Genomic DNA, 19,946 nt, shown 5'->3' with positions numbered 1-19,946 from the left:
ATCTGGCTCCCACGCTCCGGCGTGGGAGCAAGCGCGAGGTCGTCTCCCTCGGCCCAATACAGACGGCCGAGGACCTCGAGGGGATCGATACAGGGGACCGCCGACATGAGTCAGGCTCCGGCCTCCAGCAGCGGCGTGACGCGGACTTTGCCGGTTAGGAGGTCTTGCATGAGGGCGGCCTTTTGCCTCCGCAGTTTCGTGAGGTGAAAATGCTGCTGGCGTACGGTTTCGGTATGTTTGTCTAATACTGCGGCGATCCGGGACTGCTCTTCGCGTCCTGGCTTGCAGAAGATCAGCTTCTCAACAGTTGGCAAATTGAGGCCGGCCTTAGCGCCGGATTCGTTGAGTTTCTTGAATTGCTCTTGGCCCGCATTCCCGGCGAAGGCATATCCGACATATCGCGGATCAATTTCGTCCTTGTTTAGCCGTATCAACGCGATATGCTGGTTGATGTACGCCTCGCCAAACCCGAACGGAATTACACCGACAATGCCGAGGTCCGCGGTGATGGAGATAAGAAGATCGCCCTCCTCCACTGACGTTCGGCTGCCTTCTGCCGAGGCCGGCGGACAGACGTAAATAGTATCATCGAGCCTCAGGTCGATGTGTTCGCGCGTCAGATTCCCGATTCGAAGGAAAACGGAGCCCTCATTTGCGTAATATCTTGCCCAGCCGCGCGATCCGCTTGTAATACGCGTGGCGACCGCCCCGAGTCGAGCGATCTCCCATTCTGTCGGTATAAGCCCGAGCGCGGACTCTTTGAAGGCGTTGCTTTCCTCAGAGCGGATGTTGCCGTGCTCGTCGATGCCGCGGGTGAGCAGGTCCTGCATCAGGCCGGTCTTAATGCGCTGCTGCTTGGCGATAATGGCCTCAGTCTGCTCGATCGCCTTATCGATGACCGATAGGGTCTTGGCAATCTGGATTTGTTCTTGCCGCGCAATTGGATATTGTGCGATGAATTCCTTCAGGTGCTTAAAGTGTCTGTCATAACCAAAACTGCCGATTTTCTCAGCCGCGCGCGAGACAAGATAAAAGAAAAATTTCTCATCAATATTTCTAGCTGGCTTTAGAACCTGAGTTCCATCTGCTCCAGCGATGAACGGAAAAGTCACATATTTTGTATGTCTCGTATGGTCTCCAAAGACTGTAAACGGCAAGCCTTCAAAAATTACGAGGCGGTCGTCATCATGATAACCACAAATGAAATTTGAACTCTGATCAACAACTGGGAACGTTCCGACATTTTGATACTGTGATGATTGAATCTGCTTTGACTTAACGTTTCGGGAAAGCAGAATTTCCCGCAGCGGCTTCTCTGTCCAACCCTCTCTAATAGTCATTGAAGATACCCCAACCCACCCAGCAACCCATCCAACTCCGACAAGGTCTCAGCCCGCTCAGCCTCCAACTCCCGACTCGACACCGCATACTTGTCCCACAGATTCTCACACACCGCGATCAGCCCCCGCCGCGCGGCATTGAGATAGCGCGTCTGCTCATTGGCCACCAGATCATAGAGCTTCTTGAGGATTAGGTCCTTAGCCTCCTGCGGCGTCAGTTGACCGCCGATCTCGGCCATCAATGCATCGGCGCGCTCGATGCGTCGCTGCAAGGCTGCTTTGTCCCTTTTGAGCGCGGCGACCCGCTTCTTGTCGTCTGGGTCCTTCGCATTCAGTTCGGCAATCTGGCCATCGATGCCGCGGATCAGATCCTTTGATTCGGCCTGCTCGTCCTCGGCGCCGATGCGTTTGAGTGTGAGCTTCAGATCCAACTCGAATTGCAGTTCACGCAGCCGCTCCTTATTCGCCTTGATCCGGGTCTCCACGGCCGTGATGGCATCGCGTGCGTCGATGAGCCGTTTGCGCTCTTTCACGGCTCCGGTCCCGGCGCTGCCCGTGAGGTCGTCGATCAAGTCCTTGAGCGCCTTCTTGATGAGGGTCGCATTGACCTTCTCGTCCTCCGTCGGCTCGTAGCTGGAGACCTCCTGGGCGGTCTCCACGGCCTCGGCCAGCGCACCCTGGTCCTCTGCGACCTTGGCCTCCAAGGCTTCGATGGCGTCGGCCTCCGACTGGAAAAAGGCGGCGATCAGGTAGGCGTCCGGGATCAGGCCATGGAACCAGCCGATGGTACCGATGGTTTTCAGGTCGTAGCGGATGGTCTGCCACCAGTTGACGAAGACACCGGCCGACTGGAATTCATCGAGTACGGCGAGCGGGATCAGCCGCGCCTTGAGGCTCCCAAGCAGCTCGGCGCGGACCTCCGGCAGCTTCTTGCCGCCGGAGGTGCGGGTGAACTCCAGTTTGGCGAAGTCGTCGCGCGCCTCTGCCCACCAGTCGGCGAGCGCCTGATCGTGATCGGCGAGGGTTGCGAGCAGGTTGGGGTCGGACTCCAGTCGGGACTTGATGGCGGGCTTGGCGCCGATCTCGGCACAGAAGGCGAGATAGCCCGGCCGGCCTTCATCGGCAAGCGAGCGGAACAGCGGGCTGTTGCCGGTGAGCGGGTCGATGCGGAATTGCGCGAAGTCGGCACGATGGATCTGGACCTCGGCCGCCGGCACGCCGCCCAGGAGATGGGCACGCAGGTCTTCGGGCTCGGGCTCCGGGGTATTGTCGACATAGCGGCGGATGTTGAGATTGTAGTCGTGCCGGTCGCGGATCTCGGCCTGGTCCACCAGGCGGCTGTATTTGGGCAGCTCGCGGCCGTGAGTGAAGCAGTGGTCGATCTTTTCGATGTCCTCAGGCCGCAGCCGGTTCTGGTTCTTGCCCTCGGCGTACTCGCGGTCGGCGTTGATGAACAGGACCTTGCCGCGCACGCTGTCTGGTTTGTCCTTGCGCACCACCAGCACACAGGCGGGGATGCCGGTGCCGTAGAAAAGTGCCGGGGGCAGGCTCACGATGGCCTCGATCAGGTCTTTCTCGATCAGGTGTTCGCGGATCAGTCGCTCCTTGCCGCCGCGAAACAGCACACCGTGGGGCATGATGGTGGCCATGCGCCCATTGGGCTTGAGGCTGGCGATCATGTGCTGGACGAACATCAGGTCCGCCTTCTTGCCGGACTCCGGACAGAATTCCCAGAAGCGCTCGTCATGGACCAGACCGGCGCGGCTGTAGTTCTGGGAGAAGGGCGGATTGGCCAGCACCCGGTCGAAGGTGCGCACGCGTCCACGCCAGAGGATCATAGGGTGCTCCAGGGTGTCGCCGTTCTCCACAGTGAAGCGGGTGATGTTGTGCAGGATGAGATTGATGTTGCAGATGGACCAGACGGTGCCGTTGGAGTCCTGGCCGAAGAGGTGTAGATCGTCCTTGTTCTGGCCCTGCTCCTCGACATATTGGTGAGCCTGGATCAGAAAGCCGCCGGAGCCCACCGTGGGGTCATAGATCTCCTGGCCGGCCTGGGGCTTGACGAGCTGCACCAGCAGGCGCACCACCTCGGCCGGGGTGTAGAACTCGCCGCCCTTCTTGCCGGCACTGTCGGCGAAAAACTTGATCAGATATTCATAGGCGGCACCGAGCAGGTCCGGGAACTCGAAACGGTCGTTGACCAGGATGAAACGCGGGTCGTTGAAGTGGTCGAGCAAATCCTTCCACTTCTGGTCCGGGATCTTGGTCTTGCCGCGGGTGGCGTTGAAGTCGATGTTGCCCTTGAGCACACCGGCCAGCACGTCGTTGGACTCCTCAATGGCCCACAACGCCTTGTTGAGCATGGCACCGATGTCGTGCTTGAGATGCTTGAGCGGCGGGACCTCCCGTCCCTGCTCATCAATCCAGGACGCATTCCAGCGGGCGCGCGGCGGGACGAAGAAGGTCTCGCCGTAGGCGGTCCGGTCTTCCAGCAGGTCTTCGGCCAGGTCGTCGTCCAAGTGGGCGAACCGCTTGCGCAACTGTGCGCGTTTGAGGTCGAACTCGTCGGACAGGCGTTTCAGGAACAACATGCCGAAGATGAATTCTTTGTACTCCGAGGCATCCATCTTGCCGCGCAGAATATCGGCGGCCTTGAAGAGAAAGGACTCCAGTTGGGAGAGTGTGATTTTTTCCTGCTGCATCCGGGGCTGTGCCTGTCCTGGGGTCTCGACGATCGGGTTGGCCGGCCTGGGGGTCCGGCGCGCGAGACATTATCTTCCCCCAAGGCGTCGAGCGGCGCGACCGCGCGTTATAGCCTTCTCACCTGATATCCAGACAGACCCCGGGTGTTGGGGCGGGTTTGAAACCCGCCCCTACGTCCGGTTATCACGTCCGATGGCTATAACAGGATCGACTGGGATTCGGCTGCGCCAGGTGTCCCGCAAGCCCGCCGGGGCCGGCCGACCTCAGGCCGCGGCCTCAAGCACCAGCGGCGGCGGGAACCAGGTCTTGGCGATCTCGGTGTGGAGTTCGCCGATCGAGAGCTGCAGCTCGTCCACATAGGCATGGAGTTGCTGCTGATCGAGCAGCCAGGGCTCCGCCGCTTCCAGGTTGCGCTTGACCCGGCCGGCCACCCGCAGCGCGGCATCTTTGCGCGGCAGCTTTTCCAGGCTCTGGCGGGTCGACTCGATACAGTGCCAGACAGCGCGCGGGAACGCCTTGTGCTGGAACAGAAAACGCAGCACCCGTTCGCGCTGGACCCGCACCTGCTCGCTGCGCCGGTAGGCCTGATACGCGGTCATGGACTTGAGCACGCTGACCCACTGGATGGTCTCGAAGGGCTGCAGGTCGGTGGTCGAGTGCGGCAGCAGGTTGGCGGAGCGCACGTCGATGATGCGGGTGGTCATATCGGCCCGCTCCATGAAACGCCCCAGGTGCAGGAACTCGTAACCCTGATCATGCAGCATGGTGCCGGAGAGCAGGCCGTTGATGCCCTGGGTGCTTTGGATGATGTGTTTGAGATAGCCGTGACGTCCGCCCTTGGTGGTGCCCCGCTCCAGCTCGTCGCGGGCGTAGAGATAGAGCTCGTTGAGCAGCTCCCAGGCCTCGCGCGGCACGAAGTCGCGAATCGTCCGGCAGTTCTCGCGCGCCGCGGCGACGGCGTAGAGGATGGAGCCGGAGTGGCGCTCGTCGCCGATCAGGAAATGCACGACGTTGGGTTCGCCGTAGTCCGGGTAGTGTTCCTCGAACCAGGCGTTGGCCCCGGTGATGTAGACCAGCGGCTGCCAGCCCGGGGCGATCCCGCGCGGCAGGTCCAACAGCAGGTTGGCATTGACGCTGACGATGCGGGCGGTGTTCTCGGCCCGCTCGACGTAGCGGGCCAGCCAGTAGATATTTTCAGCAACGCGCGACAGCATCGCGGCGGCCCCCTTCAGTCTGGTCGTTGAGGATGCGGATCAATCGGGCACGATCCAAGTGTCTTTGCTGCCCCCGCCCTGGGATGAGTTGACCACCAGCGAGCCTTTGCGCAGGGCGACACGGGTCAACCCGCCCATGGTCACCTGCTGGCGGTCGGCCGACAGGATGAAGGGGCGCAAATCGACATGCCGGGGCTCGAGCCCGCGGCCGATGATGGTCGGTACGGTGGAAAGCTTGAGCGCCGGCTGGGCGATATAGTTGCGCGGGTCGGCCTGGATCAGCCGCGCGAACTGCGCGCGGTCCGCCGCGGTGGAGGCCGGCCCGACCAGCATGCCGTAACCGCCCGACTCGTTGGCGGGCTTCACCACCATCCGCTCCATGTTGGCGAGGGTGTAGGCCAGCGCCTCGGGCTCCATGCAGCGGTAGGTCGGCACATTGGGCAGGATGGCGTCCGCGTCCAAATAATACTTGATGATCTCGGGGACGAAGGCATAGACCACCTTATCGTCCGCCACCCCGGCACCGGGGGCGTTGGCCAGTGCCACGGTGCCGGCGGTCCAGGCCCGCATCAGGCCCGGCACCCCCAGGGTGGAAGTCGGGTCGAAGGCCTCCGGGTCGAGGAACAGATCATCGATCCGACGGTAGATCACGTCCACCTGCTTGGGGCCGTCCACCGTGCGCATGTAGACGCAGTCGTCGGTGTCGACGAAAAGATCGCGCCCCTCCACCAGTTCGCAGCCCATCTGCTGGGCCAGATAGGAGTGCTCGAAATAGGCCGAGTTGTAGATGCCCGGCGTCAGCACGGCCACCTGGGGGTAGTCGGCCGGGCGCGGCGAGAGCGCGGCCAGGGTGTCGAACAGTTGGGACGGGTAATCGTCCACCGGCAGCGGGGCATAGTGCTCGAACAGCTCCGGGAAGACCCGCTTGGTCACCAGGCGGTTCTCGAGCATGTAGGAGACGCCGGAGGGGACGCGCAGGTTGTCTTCCAGAACGTAGATGGTCCCGTCCGCGTCCCGCACCAGATCCGAGCCGCAGATGTGCGCCCAGATCCCGAGCGGCGGGTTCACCCCCACGCACTGGGGCCGGAAGTTGACCGATTTGGCCAGCACCGCGGCCGGAAAGACGCCGTCCTTGATGATGCGCTGGTCGTGATAGAGGTCGTCGATGAACAGGTTGAGCGCCTGCACGCGCTGCTTGAGCCCGGCCTCCACCCGGTCCCACTCGGACTTGGGGATGATGCGCGGGATGATGTCGAAGGGCCAGGCACGATCGATGGTGCCGCCCTCCTCCGAGTACACGGTGAAGGTGATGCCCATCTCTTTGATGGCGACTTCCGCCGCCTCCTGGCGCGCCACCAGTTCATCCGGACCCAGGGCTTTCAGGTCATCGAGCAGTCCGGCGAAGGCGTTACGGCCCTGGCCGGGGGCGGCCACCAGCTCGTCGTAGAGGTCCTGACAGGGATAGAGGTTCCAATCGATACTCATGGCGGACACTCACGGGCCTGGATGTCTTGAGGGATGATCTTGCACGGCCGACGCGCTCAACGGTGAGCGGCCAGCCGTGGATTCCGAGTATGCTGGAGTCGGCACGTGGAAGTCTATCGGCACGCCGTGCCACACCGGCAGGCCCGCCATCGGTGGACCCCAAGCTGTTGCGTGTGCTCGTTCTCAGCAGCACGCTGGAATCTTGTCATACTTAACCGACCTGACGCTGAGTAGACAGGAACCGGCATGGCGGAACTCAAGGCTGATCCGACGCCCTGGGGAGGCAGACCCTCCCGTAAGGACACTGAGGTGCGCTTCAAGAAACTCTTCGAGGAAGCGGATGCCATGTCGATCCAGGGCTATCTCCCCGACGGGACCGTGGTCTACTGGAATCTCGCCTCGGAACGCATCTATGGGTATACCGCGGCCGAGGCCTTGGGTGCCAACCTGCTGGACCTGATCATCCCGCCCGAGATGCATGATCAAGCCGCCGCCGCGGTGCGCTGGATGTTCGAGACCGGGAAGGGAATTCCGCCCTCGCGCCTGACACTCAAGCATAAGGATGGCCGCCGGGTTCCGGTGTACTCCAGCCACACGATCATCAGCATTCCCGGCCAATCTCCGGTGATGTTCTGTATGGATGCGGACATGAGTGCCCTCGACCAAGCCGAGGCCGAACTGCGCATCGCCGCCGCGGCCTTTGAATCCCAACAAGGCATGCTCATCACCGACGCCGAGGGCGTGATCCTGCGTGTCAACGCGGCCTTCACCCGAGCAACCGGGTACGCCGCGGCGGAGGCCGTGGGCAAGACGCCGCGGCTGATCAGGTCGGGCCGCCAGCCGCCCGAGTTCTACCGGGCGTTGTGGCAGGACCTGCGCACCGCGGGATTCTGGCAGGGTGAGATCTGGAACCAGCGCAAGAACGGCGAGGTCTATGCGGACTGGGTGACCATTTCCGCGGTCAAGGATGAACAGGGTCGGGTCACCAACTACGTCGGCACCCAGACGGATATGACCCAGCGCAAGAACGCGGAGGCCAAGATCACGCGCCTGGCCTTTTTCGATCCGCTCACCCAGTTGCCGAACCGGCGGTTGATGCTGGATCGGCTCCAGCGCTCAGTCGCGGCCAACCTGCGCAACCATCGTGCCGGGGCCTTGTTGTTCATCGACGTGGATGATTTTCAAACACTCAACGACACCCTGGGACACGATTTGGGTGATTTCCTGTTGCAGCAGATCGCACAACGGCTCAGCGTTATCGTCCGCGAGCGGGATACGGCCGCCCGCCTGGGCGGGGACGAGTTCGTCGTCCTGCTCGAGGACCTGAGTTCGGACCTGACCGAGGCCGCGGCCGCGGCCAAGACCGTCGGCGACACCATCCTGACCTCATTGAGCCAGGTTTACCATCTTCAGGAACAGGAGTACCTGGGCAGCGTGAGTCTCGGCATCACCCTGTTTTCCCAACAGGAAAGCAGTGTCGATGAGCTATTGAAACAGGCCGATCTGGCCCTGTACGAGGCCAAGGCGGCGGGCCGCAATACCTTGCGTTTCTTCGACCTGGAGATGCAGGCCGCGGTCACCCGGCGCGCCGCCCTGATGAACGGTCTCCGGGAAGGCCTGCGCCGACAGCAGTTCAAGCTCTTCCTGCAGCCCCAGGTAAACTGTGACGGTACGCTGGTCGGTGCTGAGGCACTGGTGCGCTGGCACTGCCCGATCCGCGGCCTGATGTCACCCGCGGACTTCATTTCAGTCGCCGAGGAGTCCGGGTTGATTCTACCCCTCGGCCAGTGGGTGCTGGAGACCGCTTGTGCCCTATTGGCGACCTGGGCGGCGCACCCGGCAACCGAACACCTGACCTTGGCAGTCAATGTCAGCGCCCGCCAGTTCCGCCAGGCGGATTTCGTCGACCAGATGGTCGCGACCCTCAACCGCTTCCAGACCAACCCGCGGCGACTCAAACTCGAGCTGACCGAGAGCCTGCTGGTGGACCAACTGGATGAGGTCATCGTCACGATGTCCGCTCTGAAGGCACTCGGCCTGGGTCTTGCCCTGGACGATTTCGGCACCGGTTATTCCTCCCTCGCTTACCTGCGGCACCTGCCTCTGGAGCAGTTGAAGATCGACCGATCATTCGTGCGCGACCTGCCGGCTGACCACGATAGCGCGGCGATTGCCCGGACGATCATCGTGCTCGGCCAGACCATGGGGCTGCGCGTGCTCGCCGAGGGGGTCGAGACCCAAGCGCAGCGGGATCTGCTCGCCAGCCTGGGATGTCATTACTTTCAGGGCTATTTCTTCGGCGAGCCGATGCCGACGGACGCGTTTCAGGAGCTGACTTCAGGCCCTAAGGTGAATGCTGCGCGCCTTATTCACCCTACAGCGGAGCCGGTTTTGTAGGGTGGAGAAGCGTAGCGCATCCACCATCGGCCTCACCGCCGACAGGTTGCCGGCTGGGGCCACCCAAATTTGGAACTGCTGTCGCCGCACCCTGCCGCTCGACGCCGCGGCCGCACCATGGTAGACCTGAATGGACACCGCGGACTCCCGCCCGGCGGCGCCGTCGGCGCACCGGCCAACGACCATCTCCCCACGTTCCTGACCAGGCCACACCCCCATGACGTATTGCCTCGGCCTTGCCCTCGACGAGGGTCTGGTGATGGCGGCCGATTCCCGCACCAACGCGGGCATCGACTATGTCACCACCTTCAGCAAACTCCATGTCTTTCAGCCGGCACCGGACCGACTCTTCATCCTGTTGTCCGCGGGCAACCTGGCAACGACGCAGGAGGTGATGAACCGCATCCGCCGCGATCTCGACCGCGCCCAGGGCCAGGGCGCCCAGGAGAGCGGCCTGCTGACCGCCGATTATCTCTTCGAAGCGGCCGATTACGTGGGCCGGGTCAGCCTGGGGGTGCAGCGCGACCATGGTCCGGCGCTGAGCCAAAGCGGGGTCAGCGTCGGGACCACGCTAATCCTGGGCGGCCAGATCGCCGGGCAGCCGCATGGGCTCTATCTGATCTACCCCCAGGGTAACTATTTCTCCGCCTCGCCCGAGACGCCTTATCTGCAGATCGGGGAGAACAAGTACGGCAAGCCGGCGCTGGACCGCATCGCCAAGCCGGGGCTCTCATTGGAAGATGGGGCGCGGCTGTGCGTGGTCTCGCTGGATGCCACCTCCCGCTCCAATGTCACGGTCGGACCGCCCTTCGAGGTCGCCATCTATGCCAAGGACACCCAGACCCTGACGCACCGGCTCAAACTCACCGCCGACCACCCGGCCCTGCGCGCCCTTTCCACCAGTTGGAATCAGGGCATCCGCACTGTCTTCGACGGCCTGCCGCGCTTCGACTGGGAGTCGATGGGCGAGCAGCCGGAGCCGGCTCCGGCGGGTCAGTCCCTCCCGTAATGCCGGGCTGGACGGGACTGGCGCCCGGTGAGAAAGGAGCGGCCGGGATCAACCAGCGCGCGTCCGGCAAACGCGGTGCGTCCAAGCAACATGCGAAACAGCATGGTCTCGCGGTTGGACAGGCCGAGTTCGATGGGCCAAGTCGCACCGCCCAGCGTCAATCGGGTCAGGATCACGTAACGCTGCTCGCGGTGTCCGCCGGAGTCCGAGACCTGGCGGCGATCGATGACCGGCGCCTCGGCGTGGACCACGACGTCGGTGCGTCCGCGCAACGGATGGACGCCGAAGCGGGCCCAGGGCACACCGCACCGATCGAAGGGATCGACGTAGAAGGCGTGCAGGGTGGAGGTGCGCGCCCCGGTGTCCACTTTTGCCTTGATCAGCGTCAGCCCGAGGTCCGGCAGGGCCGCCCACTCGCGCCAGCCGAGCAGCAACGCCGCGCGATCCGCCGCTGCGGGCGCGGGGATGCTCATCGCTGGAGCGCCGGTGGGGTCAGACCCCGCGGCGGATCAGCCGCGTCGCCTACGGGTCGGCGCAAACCGCGGGTGGACGAGACGGGGTGAAACACGGGGCTATCCATGATGCGGTGCTGCGGGCTGAGGGTGATTTCCGAAGAACTTCGTACCACGCGAACTCAACCTCCGGGGACCCGGGCGACGCGACCGGAGGCCGACGCTTTAACACGAGCGCCGATTTACCGCACGGGGCCAGGGAGGCTATCATCTTCAAGCCTAGCGCACCGCACCGCCGTTCTGCTACCGCGGACCCGATGCGAGTCCTGCCACCGAGCGCAAACCCCGTGATTTTGGAGCCGAGCAACAATGACGCGTTTACATTCCGCACTCCCCCTCGCCCTGTTCCTGGCGGCGGCCTTCCCCGTGTTCAGCCTCGCCGAAGACACGGCGGACGCCTGCCGCCAGATGGCGATCGACGATGAGGTCGCCCCGGAGGACATGGAGGACTACATCGCCGAGTGCCTCGCGGTCGTCCAATCCGACTCGCCCGAGGAGGCCGTGGAGGCGATGGAACAGTTGGAGGAGATCGCGCCCGGCACCGACGCTGCGCCCGACCAGGCGCCCTAGCGCGGCAACGCCGCGGTCTTGATCGGCATGCCGGCCGCCAAGCCGGAACATCCGGTCATCGGCGCGGCGGCAGACTTGGCCCGTTCAAACTGCCCAGCGCCCGCGCACTACCGTCCAACAGGTCCTTTCATGGTCAAACGCGTCACACTGCTCGCCCTCGCCGGCCTCGCCGCCGCCCTCCCTGCGTGGGCGGAGCAGGGCACGGCCAAAATCCTCGCCCCCTGGGAGGCCAACGGTCAGATTTACCAGGTGGCCGTGGACAAACTCCAGTTCATCGGCACCTTCGAGGGCATTATGTACATCGAGCACGGCCAGGGACTCCTGGACGCCGCCCTGTTCACCTGCCCCTCGACCCAGATCACCGAAATCCTCGCCAACACCATCAAGGGCCAAGGCTACTGCACCATCGAAAGCCCGACCGGCGACTATATTTATGCCGAGTTCACCTGTGACGGCGAGCCCGGCTCCTGCACCGGCACCTTCAAACTGACCGGCGGCACCGGCAAACTCACCGGCATCACCGGCGAGAGCGACCTCATCGTGCGCACCGCGCTGAGCGGGACCACCATCGATCAAGCGACCGGCGGGACCGTGTCCGCCGCCAAAGGCCTTGCCATCTGGCCGGAGATGCGCTTCGAGATCCCGGGCAAGAGCGCCGAAGCGGTCAACATGCTCGGCACCGGCATCGCCGGCGCCAAGAGTGGGCCGTTCCAGCCCAAGCCAGCGACCACACCGGCAGACGAACCCAAGCCGGGCGGCCTCACCAAGCCGTTGGTACCAAGTGAGCCCGTGCGTAAGTAAGACGCTCCCACCTCCCAGGGAACCTTCGAAATGCTGTTGATGATCGACAACTACGACTCTTTCACCTACAACCTGGTCCAGTATCTGGGCGAGTTGGGGGCCGAGGTGCGGGTGGTGCGTAACGATGAGCTGAGCGTGGCGCAGGTGGCCGCGCTGAATCCGGAGCAGATCGTGATCTCCCCCGGTCCCTGCACCCCGAACGAGGCCGGGATTTCGGTGCCGCTGATCCAGGCAATGGCGGGGCGGGTACCGATCCTGGGGGTCTGCCTGGGGCACCAATCGATCGGCCAGGCCTTCGGCGGGCAGATCGTCAAGGCTCGCCGGGTGATGCACGGCAAGACCTCACCGGTGCACCATCGCAATCAAGGGGTGTTCAGCGGGCTGGCGAACCCCTGCGAGGCGACCCGCTACCACTCGCTGGTGATCGCGCGCGACCGTCTCCCGGACTGTCTGGAGATGACCGCCTGGACGCAGACCGAGGCGGGCGCACCCGACGAGATCATGGGCGTGCGCCATCGCACGCTCCCGATTCAGGGGGTCCAGTTCCACCCAGAATCGATCCTGACGCAACAGGGCCATGATTTGCTTAAGAATTTCATCATGGGACGCTGAGTAACCGATGGATATCAAGTCGGCGATTACCTCCTGCGTGGAGGGGAAGAACCTCGACAGCGCGCAGATGACATTGGTGATGCGTACCATCATGACCGGCGGAGCGACCGCGGCGCAGATCGCCGGGTTTCTGGTGGCGCTGCGCATGAAGGGCGAATCGGTTGCGGAGATCGCGGCGGCCGCCGGCGTGATGCGCGAACTGGCGACGGGGGTGGATATCACCGGGCTCGACTTCCCGGTAGATATCGTCGGCACCGGCGGAGACGCCAGCGGCACCTTCAACGTCTCCACCACCGCGATGTTCGTGGCCGCGGCCGCGGGCTGCCATGTGGCCAAACACGGCAACCGCTCGGTGTCGAGCAAGTCGGGTGCGGCGGATGTCCTGGAGGCGGCGGGGGTGCGCCTCGATCTCAACCCGGCGCAGGTCGCACGTTGCGTGCGCGAGGTGGGCGTCGGATTCATGTTCGCCCCCGGCCATCACAGCGCGATGAAGCACGCCATCGGACCGCGGCGGGAACTGGGCGTGCGCACGGTCTTCAATGTCCTGGGTCCGCTGACCAACCCGGCCGGCGTGCCCAATCAGTTGCTCGGGGTCTTCAGCGAGTCACTGCTCCAGCCCCTGGCGGAGGTCCTGCAGCGCTTGGGCAGCCGGCATGTGCTGGTGGTCCATGCCCGTGATGGTCTGGATGAGATCAGTATCGGGGCTGAGACGCAGGTGGCTGAACTCAAGGATGGGGTGATCAGCCGCTACCGGATCAGTCCGGATGACTTCGGTTTACCCCGCGCCGGGCTCGACCGCATCCGCGTCGCCGATCCGGCCGCCAGTCTGCTCATGCTGCGCGGTGTGCTCGCCAACGAGCCTGGCCCACCGCGTGACATCGTGATGCTGAACGCGGGCGCCGCGATCTATGCCGCGGGGCGGGCGGCGACCCTGGCGGATGGGGTCCGGCTGGCGGATGCCGCCATCGCGAGCGGCGAGGCACTACGGCGGCTGGAGTCGCTGGTTGTGCTGACCGCGACCATGGCCTAGGCGAATGCCGGAACTTCCTGTGTTGGTACCCGGCTCCAACGTAAGTTGCACCGTCATTCCGGCAGGATGCCGGAATCCAGCGCCTAAGATAGAACGCCCTGCCAGCCATTCCAAATTTGGGCGGCATCGCACGGCCCTGGGTGGATGCGGCGCGCGCGACCGCCGTGCCGGGTCCCGGACACCGAGCGGCGCGCCTTATCCACCCTACAGCGGAGCCGGTCTTCCGTTCAGCACGAGATGCCTCAGCCATGCCCGGAACCCCTGATATCCTGAAAAAGATTTGTCATCGCAAGGTCGCGGAGGTGGCGGCTCGCGCCGCACACCTGCCGCTGACCGCGCTTCAGGCCCGGCTGGCCACGGCACCACCGGTACGCGGCTTCGCCGCGGCCCTGGAAACACGCATCGCGGCTGGCCAGCCGGCGGTGATCGCCGAGATCAAACGCGCCAGTCCGAGCAAGGGGGTGCTGCGGGCGGATTTTGCTCCGGCGATGATCGCGGCGAGTTACGAGTGCGGCGGGGCCGCCTGCCTGTCGGTACTGACCGACATCGATTTCTTCCAGGGCAGCGATGCCTATCTCGTCGAGGCGCGCGCCGCCTGCGGCTTGCCGGTGATCCGCAAGGATTTCATCATCGACCCCTACCAGGTGTATGAGGCGCGCGCGATCGGCGCGGATTGCATCCTGCTGATCGCGGCCTGCCTGGACGATGCGCGGTTACGCGACCTGAGCACCCTGGCCCAGGGACTGGGCATGGATGTACTGGTAGAGGTGCACGACGCCGCCGAGTTGTCCCGCGCACTAGCCGTGCCGGGCCGGCTGATCGGGATCAACAACCGGAATTTGCGCACCTTCGAAGTAACCCTGGACACCACGCTGGAATTGCTGGACGCGGTGCCCGCCGACCGGTTGCTGGTGACCGAGAGCGGCATCCTGAGCGCGGAATCAGTCACCCTGATGCGCAGCCATGGGGTCCACGCCTTCCTGGTCGGCGAAGCCTTCATGCGCGCCCCCGACCCGGGAACCGAACTGCGGCGGTTGTTTTTCTGATGCGAAGCGCATCCTAGCGGGTGCCGAAGACGACGATCGTCTTACCCGCCACGCTGATCAACCCCTGTTCCTCCAGGCTCTTCAACACCCGCCCGGCCATCTCACGGGAACAGCCGACGATGCGCCCGATCTCCTGGCGCGTAATGCGGATCTGCATGCCGTCCGGATGCGTCATGGCGTCCGGCTGCTTACACAAATCAAGCAAGGTACCGGCGATCCGCCCGGTCACGTCGAGGAAGGCCAAGTGTCCGACTTTACGGCTGGTTTGCCGCAACCGCGTGGAGAGTTGCAGACCGACGGCATAGAGGAATTCCTTTGCCACATCCTTCAGTTCGTTATCGAGCAGCCGGTCGAGACGCTGATAGGTGATCTCCGCAACCTTGCATTTGATGCGGGTTCGCACGATGACGCTGCGGGTGTTCATCGGCATGAACAACCCCATTTCACCGATGAACTCACCCTTGTTGATATAGGCCAACAAGAGTTCGCGGCGCTCTTCGTCGTCGATAACGGCGGCCACCGAGCCCTCGATCAGGTAATAAATGCTCTCTGCCGGCTCCCCGACGCGGATGAAGTCCACGTTCTTGTCGTAGGACTTGGTATGACAGTAAGACAGGAATGGCTGAAGCCAGCGGGGTTCTTGCTTGGGTGGGATCAGGATAGTCATCGGTCGCGGCCTTCGTGGGGCAATGGCGCTGCGGGGCAACGCGCGAGTTAATCTGGAATCTTAGGCGAGCATCTGCGCCTTGTCGAACTATGGTAGCCTGCGGCGTCAGTACGGACGCCGCGGCGGCGTCACGGATCGGTTGCTCAGGGGGTGTTCATGAAGGCTCGGGTGAAGTGGATCGATGGGGTTGCCATGCTCGGCGAGTCCGAATCAGGACATGGGATCGTCATGGACGGTCCGCCGGACGCGGGCGGGCGCAATGTCGGGGTACGCCCGATGGAGTTGCTGCTGTTGGGGATGGGCGGCTGCACCGAGTTCGACGTGCTCTCGATCCTGCGCAAGGCGCGGCAGCAGGTCACCGATTGCGTGCTCGAACTGACCGCCGAGCGGGCACCCGCCGACCCCAAGGTTTTCACCAGCATCCATGCCCACTTCATCCTGACCGGACGTGGCCTGGACCCCCGCCAAGTGGAGCGTGCGATCAAGCTGAGCGCCGACAAGTATTGCTCAGCCTCTATCATGCTCGGTGCCGTCGCCACTGTCACCCACGACTTTGAGATCCGCGATGCTTGAAGCGGCGGCCGCATTCGACGCGGTCGTCGCGGAGTTCTACGAAGGGTGGTTTCGCTACCACCCGGATCGCGCCATGGAACTTGGCTTCCCGGTGTCGGGCCGCGTGCTCCCGCCGCAAGAGGACGATGATCTGGCCGCCCTGTGCGGCTGGATCGAGGCCCTGATCCTGGGCCTGGATGAGGTCGCATTCACCGCGCTGGACGCGGATCGGCAACTGGATTACGAACTGCTCGTCGGGGCCGCGCGGATCGAGCACTTGGAGTCCCTGACGCGCGACTGGCGCTGGCTCGACCCCCTGCACTTTCTGCCGGTCGCGGAGATCGACCGCCTGACCCTGGACCCGACGCGGGCGCTGGACGGCGCCCTGCCCCAGCTCCTGGAACAGATACCGGAACACCTGCGCCAGGCCCAGGCCCAACTGCGGGAGACGGCGGCGGCGCTCAGCGCACCCCTGGTGCGCGTCGCCGCCGCGGAGGCCGCCGGCGGATGCTGCTATCTGCGCCACCTGGCACGGACCATCTGGCTGCGCGGCCGCACCCGCGCATTCCACGAACTGGGAACACTTGCGGAGTCGGCTGCCAATGCCTTGGCCAGTTTCAGCCACGCGCTGACCACCGAGTTGGCCACAGGGGCACAAGGGGAACCCGGCTGCGGGAGCGCACATCTGCAACTGCGGTTACGCTATCTCCATTGCATCGACTGCGATCCGGCAACCCTGGGTGACCCCATTGCCGGGATGCTGCGCGCGACTGAAGCCGAACTCGAGCGCTTGGCCGACGACCGGACTGGCGACCGGAGTCAGGATGCCGGGTCGGAATCCGGAGTGCCGGCCGCGGCTTCACCCCGACTGCAACAGTATCGCGTCCGTGCTGAGGAACTCGCGGCCGAACTCACCGCGAGCGGCCTCGTCACCCTGCCCGACGCCCCCCTGCGCATCGATCTGCGCCCGGCCTGCACAGGGCCGCGGCGCGCCCACACGGACTACCTCCCGGCGGCGGATGGAACGGGCACCCTGTACCTGTCCGCCGGCGGCAGCGAGACCGAGTCGGATGCCTGCATCCGCGACCGTTGTCTCGCCAACGGGTGGGGCGGCAGTCACTTGCTGGCCTACGCCGACGCGGCGCGGGCGCGGCGCCTGCCGCGTCGGCTCGCCAACGCCGTCTCACTGACCGGGGGCTGGCATCTCTATCTGACGGGCCGGCTGGGACGCTCGGGTGGTCACGCGGGCGACCGGCGCCGTTGGGCACTGATCGCCCGGCGCGACTCCCTGCTGCGGGCCGCAGTGGACCTGGGCCTGCATACCGGCCGCATCGGCAGCGATCAGGCCCTGGCGCGCCTGCGTTCCCACGGACTCACGGAGACGGCCGCGGAGGCCGCTTTCGCACGTATCGTACTTGCTCCGGGTGATGCGCTGGCCGCGGTGCTCGGCTGGCAACTGCTGGAAGCGGCGCGGGCGCAACAGGAGGCGCTGGACAGCGCGGGATTCGCCGAGCGGGCCTTTCATGACCGCCTGGTCTCCCAGGGACCGATCCCGTTGGCACTCGCGCTGCGCTATGGCTTGGGCCAATCGCTTTGGCAGAGCGCGCTCGACACGGTGTTCGGCCCTTAGGCGTCAGCGCCGCACGCCCTTCGCTTCGCCGCCGTTTGCCCTTATGCTCTCAGCTACCGACGATCAACCATCCGCCAGGCCCATAATCCGATGGCATTCAAGACCGCCGACCTCTACGACCACTACGAGACCCAGGTGCGGGTCTGTGACCCCATCTTCCGGGACTTCGGCGGATGCCGCGCCTTTTCCGGTGCGGTCGTCACCGCCAAGTGCTTTGAAGACAACACCCAGATCAAGGCGCTGCTGGCCGAACCCGGTGCCGGTCGCGTGCTGGTGGCCGACGCCGGCGGCTCGCTGCGCTGCGCCATGCTCGGCGACCTGATCGCCGCGAGCGCGGTCGCCCAGGGGTGGGCCGGAGTGATCCTGTTCGGCTGCGTGCGTGATACGGATGAACTGGCCGGGATGGACCTGGGGATCAAGGCCCTGGCCGCCAATCCGCGCAAGAGCCAGCGCCGCGGCGAGGGTCAACGCGACCTGACGGTGAGTTTTGCCGGAGTCAGCTTCGCGCCCGGCGACTGGGTCTACGCGGACGCGGACGGCATCCTGGTCGCCGCCGCCCGCCTCGACCTCGCGGACTGAGGAGAGCGCCATGGCCTGGACCGAAGCGAAACAGATCGCGGAGTGCATCCTGGATGGTTTCGACAGCCATTACCGGCAATTCCGGGAAGTCACCGCCAAAGCGCGGCGGCGCTTTGAGAACGCGGATTGGGCCGCGGTCCAGGCCGCCTCCCGCGAGCGCATCGACTATTACGATCAGCGCGTGGTGGAAACCGTGGGCATCCTGCGCCGCGAATTCCACTTGCATAACCGCGACGAGCGCCTGTGGCGGCGGGTCAAGGTGGAGTACCTGCGCCTGCTGCCGCAACACCGCCAGCCCGAATTGGCCGAAACCTATTACAACTCGGTGTTCTGCCGCCTGTTCGACCGCCGCTATTACAACAGCGCCCATATCTTCGTGTGGCCGGTGTTCTCCACCGAACATCTGGAGGCGGAGAACCCGATCTTCCGTCCCTATTACCCGGCGCGTGACGGCATGGTCAAGATCATCGGCACGATCATGGACGGACTCGGGTTCACGCTCCCCTTCCGCGACCGCCGCCACGACATCCGCAACCTGATGCACGCCATCTGTTCCCGCTTCCCGGACAATCGGGCGCTGGCGCAGAATTTCCAGATCGCGGTGCTGACCGAGCCCTTTTTTCGCAACAAGGGGGCCTATGTCATCGGTAAGATCATCAATGGGGCGGACCAAACCCCCTTCGCGGTGCCGATCCTCAACGACGAACAGGGCGGACTCTATTGCGATGCCCTGTTGCTGGGCAACGACGAAATCACCGACATTTTCAGCTTCTCCCGCGCCTATTTCATGGTGAATACCCAGGTGCCGGCCGCGGTCGTGGACTTCCTGCGCCCGCTCCTGGCGCGTAAGTCAAAAGCCGAGTTCTATACCGCCATCGGCTTCCAGAAATACGCCAAGGCCGAATTCTACCGTGACTTCCTGAAACACCTGCGGTATTCCTCTGACGAATTCAAAGTTGCACCCGGCATCCGCGGCATGGTGATGTGCGTTTTCACCCTGCCGTCATTGTCGTTCGTCTTCAAGGTGATCAGGGACCGGTTCGCACCACCCAAGGAAATGACCCGCGAGACCGTCAAAGAGAAATACCTGCTGGTCAAAATGCACGACCGGGTCGGGCGCATGGCCGACTCCTGGGAATACTCCCATGTCGCCTTCCCTCTGGCGCGCATCTCAGCGGAGCTGCGCGCGGAACTGGAGTCGGAATGCGCCGGCAGCCTGGAGATCAACGGCGATCAACTCATCATCAAGCACCTCTATATCGAGCGGCGCATGACCCCGCTCAATCTCTATCTGCATACGGCCGATCACGATGAGATCCGCCATGCCATCCGGGAATACGGTGACGCCATCAAGCAGCTCGCCGCGGCCAACATCTTTCCCGGTGATTTTTTGTTCAAGAATTTCGGTGTGACCCGTGCCGGGCGGGTCGTCTTCTACGATTACGATGAACTCTGCTACCTCACCGAATGCAACTTCCGGGAGATCCCGGAGGCACCCTACCCGGAGATGGAGATGGCGGCGGAGCCCTGGTATACGGCCGGACCGGATGACGTCTTCCCGGAAGAGTTCGCGACCTTCCTGCTTACCGACCCACGGATTCGTAAGGTCTTTCTCGAACTGCACCGCGACCTGCTCGACCCCGCCTGGTGGCGCGCCCGCCAGGCGGTGATCCGCAGCGGCCGTCTCGATGACATCTTTCCCTACCCGCAGGAGCGCCGCTTCCGGCGCTCCCTTTCTCAAGGAACCGCTCGTTAATAAGGGCCTTGGTCATCGTTCCGGCGACTGGAGGTCGAGGCTT

At 64.1% G+C, this 19,946-nt stretch carries 17 protein-coding genes; 11 read left to right on the top strand and 6 right to left on the bottom strand.

Annotated elements, in window-relative coordinates; translation table 11 throughout:
* Nucleotides 1-110 precede the first annotated feature (110 nt).
* From A39O_RS31540 to A39O_RS0101855, 4 genes are all read right to left on the bottom strand, one after another.
* Nucleotides 111-1,340, bottom strand: a complete 1,230-nt coding sequence (locus A39O_RS31540; protein ID WP_083924427.1) for a restriction endonuclease subunit S — start codon at nt 1,338-1,340, stop codon at nt 111-113.
* Nucleotides 1,337-4,042 carry an N-6 DNA methylase gene (locus A39O_RS0101865; RefSeq protein WP_020503021.1) on the bottom strand — a complete coding sequence of 902 codons (2,706 nt, stop codon included), beginning with the start codon at nt 4,040-4,042 and terminating at the stop codon, nt 1,337-1,339. The genes A39O_RS31540 and A39O_RS0101865 overlap by 4 nt, the downstream gene beginning before the upstream one ends.
* Nucleotides 4,043-4,306: 264 nt before the next feature.
* Nucleotides 4,307-5,257, bottom strand: a complete 951-nt coding sequence (locus tag A39O_RS0101860) for an alpha-E domain-containing protein (protein ID WP_020503020.1) — start codon at nt 5,255-5,257, stop codon at nt 4,307-4,309.
* A 39-nt stretch (nt 5,258-5,296) separates the two neighbouring features.
* Entirely contained in the window at nt 5,297-6,742 is a 1,446-nt protein-coding gene (locus A39O_RS0101855; protein ID WP_020503019.1) for a circularly permuted type 2 ATP-grasp protein, read from the bottom strand.
* A gap of 246 nt (nt 6,743-6,988) precedes the next feature.
* On the opposite strand from A39O_RS0101855, the gene A39O_RS31535 reads away from it, so the two are divergent.
* Complete coding sequence (locus A39O_RS31535; RefSeq protein ID WP_020503018.1) at nt 6,989-9,139, top strand: putative bifunctional diguanylate cyclase/phosphodiesterase; 2,151 nt, start codon at nt 6,989-6,991, stop codon at nt 9,137-9,139.
* Nucleotides 9,140-9,356: 217 nt separating this feature from the next.
* Nucleotides 9,357-10,148, top strand: coding sequence for a proteasome-type protease (locus A39O_RS0101845; RefSeq protein ID WP_020503017.1), 792 nt, complete (start codon nt 9,357-9,359; stop codon nt 10,146-10,148).
* Here A39O_RS0101845 and A39O_RS0101840 read toward each other — a convergent pair.
* A complete protein-coding gene (locus tag A39O_RS0101840) occupies nt 10,133-10,621 on the bottom strand; it encodes an ATP-dependent zinc protease family protein (RefSeq protein ID WP_020503016.1) in 489 nt (162 codons plus the stop codon). The two genes, A39O_RS0101845 and A39O_RS0101840, sit on opposite strands and share 16 nt — an antisense overlap.
* A 348-nt stretch (nt 10,622-10,969) precedes the next feature.
* Between A39O_RS0101840 and A39O_RS0101835 the strand changes: the two genes are divergently transcribed.
* From A39O_RS0101835 to trpC, 5 genes are all read left to right on the top strand, one after another.
* On the top strand, nt 10,970-11,230 hold the full coding sequence (locus A39O_RS0101835) for a hypothetical protein (RefSeq protein WP_020503015.1): 261 nt from the start codon (nt 10,970-10,972) through the stop codon (nt 11,228-11,230).
* Between the two features lie 129 nt (nt 11,231-11,359).
* Nucleotides 11,360-12,031, top strand: a complete 672-nt coding sequence (locus tag A39O_RS31530; RefSeq protein ID WP_083924446.1) for a hypothetical protein — start codon at nt 11,360-11,362, stop codon at nt 12,029-12,031.
* A 30-nt stretch (nt 12,032-12,061) separates the two neighbouring features.
* Entirely contained in the window at nt 12,062-12,643 is a 582-nt protein-coding gene (locus A39O_RS0101825) for an anthranilate synthase component II (protein ID WP_020503013.1), read from the top strand.
* 7 nt (nt 12,644-12,650) lie between these two features.
* Nucleotides 12,651-13,673, top strand: a complete 1,023-nt coding sequence (trpD, locus tag A39O_RS0101820) for an anthranilate phosphoribosyltransferase (protein WP_020503012.1) — start codon at nt 12,651-12,653, stop codon at nt 13,671-13,673.
* A 248-nt stretch (nt 13,674-13,921) separates the two neighbouring features.
* Complete coding sequence (gene trpC / locus A39O_RS0101815) at nt 13,922-14,719, top strand: indole-3-glycerol phosphate synthase TrpC (protein ID WP_020503011.1); 798 nt, start codon at nt 13,922-13,924, stop codon at nt 14,717-14,719.
* Between the two features lie 13 nt (nt 14,720-14,732).
* Here the strand turns inward: trpC and crp are convergent, their stop codons facing one another.
* Nucleotides 14,733-15,386: a cAMP-activated global transcriptional regulator CRP gene (gene crp, locus A39O_RS0101810; RefSeq protein WP_020503010.1), complete on the bottom strand. Its 654-nt coding sequence runs from the start codon at nt 15,384-15,386 to the stop codon at nt 14,733-14,735.
* A 156-nt stretch (nt 15,387-15,542) separates the two neighbouring features.
* Here crp and A39O_RS0101805 point away from each other — a divergent pair, with 156 nt between their 5' ends.
* The 4 genes from A39O_RS0101805 (at nt 15,543) to aceK (ending at nt 19,903) form a co-directional block, all read left to right on the top strand.
* Complete coding sequence (locus tag A39O_RS0101805; protein ID WP_020503009.1) at nt 15,543-15,959, top strand: OsmC family protein; 417 nt, start codon at nt 15,543-15,545, stop codon at nt 15,957-15,959.
* Entirely contained in the window at nt 15,952-17,568 is a 1,617-nt protein-coding gene (locus A39O_RS0101800) for a DUF885 family protein (protein WP_020503008.1), read from the top strand. The genes A39O_RS0101805 and A39O_RS0101800 overlap by 8 nt, the downstream gene beginning before the upstream one ends.
* Nucleotides 17,569-17,658: 90 nt before the next feature.
* On the top strand, nt 17,659-18,147 hold the full coding sequence (rraA, locus tag A39O_RS0101795) for a ribonuclease E activity regulator RraA (RefSeq protein WP_020503007.1): 489 nt from the start codon (nt 17,659-17,661) through the stop codon (nt 18,145-18,147).
* Nucleotides 18,148-18,157: 10 nt separating this feature from the next.
* Complete coding sequence (gene aceK / locus A39O_RS0101790; RefSeq protein WP_020503006.1) at nt 18,158-19,903, top strand: bifunctional isocitrate dehydrogenase kinase/phosphatase; 1,746 nt, start codon at nt 18,158-18,160, stop codon at nt 19,901-19,903.
* The last annotated feature ends 43 nt before the right edge of the window (nt 19,904-19,946 follow it).

Source organism: Lamprocystis purpurea DSM 4197 (assembly GCF_000379525.1).
Taxonomy (GTDB): Bacteria; Pseudomonadota; Gammaproteobacteria; order Chromatiales; family Chromatiaceae; genus Thiodictyon; species Thiodictyon purpureum.
This window is presented reverse-complemented; position numbering and strand designations above follow the sequence as displayed.